Origin of the sequence: Halochromatium sp. (genome assembly GCF_046541315.1) — a bacterium.
Classification (GTDB): Bacteria; Pseudomonadota; Gammaproteobacteria; order Chromatiales; family Chromatiaceae; genus Lamprobacter.
Map to the genome: position 1 here is coordinate 1 of NZ_JBKHDN010000280.1, position 2,868 is coordinate 2,868.

Annotated in this window: 4 protein-coding genes and 1 pseudogene; 1 reads left to right on the forward strand and 4 read right to left on the reverse strand. The window is 65.1% G+C overall.

The window, feature by feature from the left end; translation table 11 throughout:
- Window positions 1-338: pseudogene (locus tag ACLFQI_RS13110) on the reverse strand (hypothetical protein); the annotation flags it as partial.
- Between the two features lie 72 nt (window positions 339-410).
- Between ACLFQI_RS13110 and ACLFQI_RS13115 the strand changes: the two are divergent.
- Window positions 411-1,085 carry a Fe2+-dependent dioxygenase gene (locus ACLFQI_RS13115; protein ID WP_410759985.1) on the forward strand — a complete coding sequence of 225 codons (675 nt, stop codon included), beginning with the start codon at window positions 411-413 and terminating at the stop codon, window positions 1,083-1,085.
- A 96-nt stretch (window positions 1,086-1,181) separates the two neighbouring features.
- On the opposite strand, the gene ACLFQI_RS13120 is transcribed toward ACLFQI_RS13115, so the two are convergent.
- The 3 genes from ACLFQI_RS13120 to ACLFQI_RS13130 all read right to left on the reverse strand — a co-directional run bounded on the left by ACLFQI_RS13120 (window position 1,182) and on the right by ACLFQI_RS13130 (window position 2,704).
- Entirely contained in the window at window positions 1,182-1,595 is a 414-nt protein-coding gene (locus tag ACLFQI_RS13120; RefSeq protein ID WP_410759980.1) for a SufE family protein, read from the reverse strand.
- A 24-nt stretch (window positions 1,596-1,619) separates the two neighbouring features.
- Window positions 1,620-1,946: a HesB/IscA family protein gene (locus ACLFQI_RS13125; RefSeq protein ID WP_410759981.1), complete on the reverse strand. Its 327-nt coding sequence runs from the start codon at window positions 1,944-1,946 to the stop codon at window positions 1,620-1,622.
- 101 nt (window positions 1,947-2,047) lie between these two features.
- Window positions 2,048-2,704: an LON peptidase substrate-binding domain-containing protein gene (locus ACLFQI_RS13130; protein ID WP_410759983.1), complete on the reverse strand. Its 657-nt coding sequence runs from the start codon at window positions 2,702-2,704 to the stop codon at window positions 2,048-2,050.
- Between the last annotated feature and the right edge of the window lie 164 nt (window positions 2,705-2,868).

Consider the following 2,868-nt stretch of genomic DNA (forward strand, 5'->3'; position numbering starts at 1 on the left):
CCCAGACCTCCGGCCCCCTGGAAGCGGAATCGGTTATTCTGGACCTCGCCCTGCACATCCAGCTCGACGCTCTCCACCCCCGGCAGCCGGGTGAGGATATAACCGGCCATCAGCATGCCCAGCTTCTCGTTCTCCTTTTCAAGCGCGGTCAGGAGCTTATCGGCAATGATCTGGCAGCGCTGCAAGCGATTCGGCGCCTCGACCCACTCCCGGCTCATCTGCCAGCCCTGGTCCATATCGCGGTCGAGCTGGGCGAAGAAGTCGCCGCCCCGCGCGATCACCGGGTCCGGGACATTCAGGGTGTAGACTTGCTCGTCGATGATGGCCTTGAGGATCATCCGGCCCTCCGCTGGTTGCTTGCTTTAGGATGCGCTGATTCTATCCGACTCGCTGACCGTCCGTTGATCCCTATGCTTCTCAGGATTCCCGCGCTACTGAATGCCGCCCAACTGCAGAAGGTGCGCGCGCTGCTGGCCGACGCCGAGTTCGTCGATGGCAAGCTCAGCGCCGGTTTCGCCGCCGCCAAGGTCAAGCACAACGAGGAGATGCGCCAGGAACCCGAGCGCATGCAGTTGCTGGTGCGCATCCTCATGGCCAGTCTCGGCCACAATGCGCGCTTTCGCTTCGGCGTGCTGCCGCACCGCGTCGCCGACCCCATCTTCGCCCGTTATCGGCCCGGCATGACCTATGGCGACCATGTCGATGATCCGATCATGGGCAGCAGCGGGCCGCGCTTTCGCAGCGATGTCTCGATGACGCTGTTTCTCAATGAACCGCAGGCCTACGACGGCGGCGAGCTACTGATGCACACCCCGTTCGGCGCTCAGCGCGTCAAGCTGCCCGCGGGCGATGCGGTGGTCTATCCCGCTTCGAGCCTGCATCAGGTCGCCGAGGTCACGCGCGGCGAGCGCCTGGTGGCGCTGACCTGGATCCAGAGCTATGTGCGCGACCCGGCCCGGCGCGAATTGCTCTACGAACTCAACCAGGCGCGCGAGCTGTTGTTGCAGGAGGCGCCGGGCGCCGAGCATACCGGCTGGGTCGATCGCAGCTATGCCAACCTGGTGCGCATGTGGAGCGAGCTTTGACCGCCGCGGCGCCCAAAGGGGCCGCACCGCCGGGCTGTACATCGACCAGGATGGCCGGCTCGGCGCCAGGCCAGACGCTTGCCGGCTGGATGCGACTCAGGCCGCAGCGCGCGCGGCCTGCGCCTTCATCCGATTGACGATCGCGTAGACGCCGACGTGCCGGTTCGGGCTCAGGTGTTCCTCAAGCTGCAAGCCGGCGAACAACGCATCGACATCCAGCGCCTCGATCTCGGCCGCGGTCTTGCCCGAGAACAGTCCGACCAGGAGCGCGACCACGCCCTTGATGATCGCGGTGTCGCAATCGCCCTCGAAACGCAGCCGCTCGCCCTCGGGCTTGGCCATCACATGCACGGTGCTCATGCACTCCATCACGCGGTTGGCGTCGGTCTTGTCGGCCGGGTCCATGGCCGGCAGGCGCTCACCGATCTCGACCAAGTACTGATAGCGCTGATCCCAGTCGCCGAGCAGGTCGAAGGTCTCGATGATGTCTTGGATCGATTCGTCGGCCATGAGGCTGGATTCCCGCTGTCGGGCTCAAACGCTGAACGACTCGCCGCAACCGCAGGCGTCCTTGACGTTGGGATTGCGGAACTCGAAGCCCTCGTTGAGCAGGCTGGATTTGACGAAGTCGACTTCCATGCCATCGAGGCGCGGCAGGCTACCTTGGTCGATCACGACCTTGACGCCATGGCTCTCGAAGATATGGTCGCCCTCGGCGCAGTCGTCGGCATAGTCGACCACATAGGCGAAGCCGGTACAGCCACTCTTTTTGGTGCCGATGCGAAGGCCGACACCATGGCCGCGTTGTTGGAGCATCTTATTGACATGGCTCGCGGCCGCGTCGGTCAGGGTGACTGCCATGGTGGATTCCTCATGTTGATTGAACTCGCTGCCCTAGCTAGTGCCTTCGCGCGCGCGGATTTCAAGGGCTCGCGCGCGGCGCATCGTTCAGCGCACCGCGTTCAGTGCCGCTGCTCGAATCCCTGGCGGACCGCATGCGCGGACATCTCCATCAGCCCGCGCATCAGCGACGCGCGCGCGTCGAGCTGAACCGTCTCGATCAGGGCCTGCTTGTCCGCGGCCTCGAGCGGCAGGTGGGCGCAGAGGAGATTGATCAGGTCGGCATCGGCCATCTTGCCGATGTCGTCCCAGGGGATCTCGACGCCGCGCTGCTCGCAGAAGGCGCGCAGCGAACCCATGAAGCGGTCGCGCTCGCTCAGGCCCGCCTCGTCGTCCTCGAGGTCCAGCGCGAAGCCTTGCCACTGCGGCCTGACGCGGCGAAAGCCCTCCTGCGTCGGCAATTCCTCCAGGATCCGGAAGCGGCAGAGTCCGGTCAGGACCAACACGATGCGCCCATCGTTGGTCTCGCTGTAGGAGGTGATGCGCCCGGCGCAGCCGACCCGATGGAGGTCGCGCGGATCATCCGCCTCGCGCGCGCGGGGCTGTACCATGCCGAGCAGGTGATCGCTCGCCAAGGCCGCCTGCACCATCGTCAAGTAGCGCGGCTCGAAGATATTCAGCGGCAGTTGCACGCCTGGCATCACCACGGTGCCGCTCAGCGGAAAGATCGGCAACACATCAGGCAGGTCGGGGAAACGCTGTAGAAAGGGACTGCGCATCGTGCGATGCTCCGGCGGTCGCTGGTTCTGGTGTCTGGCTCCCCCATATATGGGCGAACATGAGCGCGTCCAAAGTGCGCGCGCAAGACCCGACCAAGACCCGATTGGCCGGCTCGGGCCACTCGCTCGGGCTCGCCGAAAGCGCGGCGAACCGTCATAATGCA

Excerpts from the sequence above, each read along its gene's own strand:
- ACLFQI_RS13115 (WP_410759985.1), top strand. The coding sequence starts at position 411 with ATGCTTCTCAGGATTCCCGCGCTACTGAATGCCGCCCAACTGCAGAAG.
- ACLFQI_RS13120 (WP_410759980.1), bottom strand. The coding sequence starts at position 1,595 with ATGGCCGACGAATCGATCCAAGACATCATCGAGACCTTCGACCTGCTC.
- ACLFQI_RS13125 (WP_410759981.1), bottom strand. The coding sequence starts at position 1,946 with ATGGCAGTCACCCTGACCGACGCGGCCGCGAGCCATGTCAATAAGATG.
- ACLFQI_RS13130 (WP_410759983.1), bottom strand. The coding sequence starts at position 2,704 with ATGCGCAGTCCCTTTCTACAGCGTTTCCCCGACCTGCCTGATGTGTTG.